Origin of the sequence: Sphingomonas sp. FUKUSWIS1 (genome assembly GCF_000733135.1) — a bacterium.
In the GTDB taxonomy this organism is placed as follows: Bacteria; Pseudomonadota; Alphaproteobacteria; order Sphingomonadales; family Sphingomonadaceae; genus Sphingomonas; species Sphingomonas aerolata.
Genome location: NZ_JPJC01000224.1, coordinates 8545 through 10629 on the forward strand (window position 1 = coordinate 8545; position 2085 = coordinate 10629).

Consider the following 2085-nt stretch of genomic DNA (forward strand, 5'->3'; position numbering starts at 1 on the left):
CACAGCGCCATGCCCGCGCGCACGCGCATCATCGATCGCAACCGCATTCTTATCCCCCGAACCAAGCCCCGCTACGTAACCTAGCAACGCCGCGCGCGATGACAAACGCGCACTTTCGTCCAATTTGCACCAGACCGGGGGCGGGGACCGAGGCGACCACCGCGGGGGTGGCGCATGCCTTGCGCGGCGGGGGGCACGCTGCCAGAACGCGCGGCACTTACTCGGGAGATCCCTATGCGCGCTGCCCTTCTGCCCTTGCTCCTTCTCGGCACCGCCGCCTCGGCGCAGACCGCGCCCGCCATCTCGGTCGAAACGCTCAAGACCGTCACCCAGACGCTGTCATCGGACGCCTATGAAGGCCGCGCGCCGACCACGCCGGGCGAGGCGAAGACGGTCGCCTATCTCGTCGCGCAGATGGAGGCCGCCGGGCTGAAACCCGGCAACAAAGGCAGCTGGACCCAGGACGTGCCGATGGTCGAGATCACCGCCAAGGACGTCCGGCCGTTCGTCTTCACCGGCGGCACCGCTCCCGTCAGCCTCGCCTATCGCACCGACATGGTCGCCGGCACCTACCGCGTCGCGCCGACGTCGACCGTGACGAACAGCGACGTCGTGTTCGTCGGCTACGGGATCACCGCGCCCGAAAAGGGCTGGGACGATTATGCCGGCGTCGACGTGAAGGGGAAGACCGTCGTCATCCTCATCAACGACGCCGACTGGCAGACAATGGGCCGCGAAGGCCCGTTCGAGGGCCGCGCGATGACCTGGTATGGTCGTTGGCCGTACAAGTTCGAGAATGCGGCCAAGCACGGCGCGGCCGCGGCGATCATCGTCCACGACACCGAACCCGCAGCCTATCCCTGGGCGGTGGTGCAGTCGTCCTGGACCGGGCCGCAGCTCGAGCTCGACGAGAAGGGCGATCATCTCGACCAGTCGCAGGTCATCGGCTGGATGCAGAAGCCTGCCGCCGAACGCGTCTTTGCGAGTGCGGGCAAGGACTATGCCGCGCTCGCCGCGGCCGCCAAGGTGAAGGGCTTCAAGGCGGTACCGCTCGGCCTCAAGCTGTCGACGGGCTTTGCCAACACGATCCGTCGCCAGGCGTCGAAGAACGTCATCGGCGTGCTGCCGGGGACGACCGCACCGGAAGATTACGTGCTGTATTCGGCGCATTGGGATCATCTCGGCCGCTGCGACACGGTGGGTGGCGATGACATCTGCAACGGTGCCGCGGACAATGCGACGGGCACCGCGGGGCTGATCGCGCTCGCACGGGCGCATGTGAAGGCCGGCCCGGCGAAGCGCTCGCTCGCGTTCCTCGCGGTGACCGCGGAGGAATCGGGGCTGCTCGGCTCGCGTTATTATGCCGAGCATCCCATCTATCCGCTCGCGCGGACGGTCGGCGGCGTGAACATGGACGTGCTGAACGTCGACGGCCGCGTGAAGGACTTCGTGCTGACGGGGGCAGGCAAGTCGGAGATCGAGGATCTGGTCAAGCCGTTCGTCGCCGCGCAGGGCCGCGTGATCGGCGTCGAGGCCAACCCCGAACGCGGCGGCTATTATCGCTCGGACCATTTCAGCTTCGCCAAGCTCGGCGTGCCGATGCTTGACGGCGGCAGCGGCGAGGACCTCGTCGTCGGCGGCACCGCGGCGGGTCATGCCGCGCGCGAGGACTATGTCGCCAACCGCTATCACAAGCCCGCGGACGAATATGACGCCAATTGGGACTGGTCGGGTGCAGTCGAGGATCTGACGATCTATTACGGGCTCGGCCGCAAGCTCGCCGACGACACCGGGCTGTGGCCCAACTGGTACAAGACCGCCGAATTCCGCAACATCCGCGACAAAGATCGCGCAGGAGCCAAGTAAGTGACGACACTCCCCCCGCCCGCCGAATGGGCGCATCACAAGGCCGTGTGGATCGGCTTTCCGAGCCATGCCGATCTGTGGCTCGACGATCTCGAACCCGCGCGTGACGAGGTCGTCGCCTTTGCCTCCGCAGTCCATGCCGACGGCTGCGGCGAGACGTTCCAGACCAAGTGCCGGATCGATACCGTCAACGAGCTGGAATACTTCCTCAACGGCGGC

At 66.8% G+C, this 2085-nt stretch carries 2 protein-coding genes; both read left to right on the forward strand.

The window, feature by feature from the left end; all coding sequences use genetic code 11:
* Positions 1-234 precede the first annotated feature (234 nt).
* Positions 235-1866, forward strand: coding sequence for a M28 family peptidase (locus sphsw_RS13400; protein WP_031441046.1), 1632 nt, complete (start codon positions 235-237; stop codon positions 1864-1866).
* Positions 1867-2085 (forward strand): agmatine deiminase family protein (locus sphsw_RS13405; protein ID WP_031441047.1); only part of this gene is annotated, 219 nt, incomplete at its 3' end.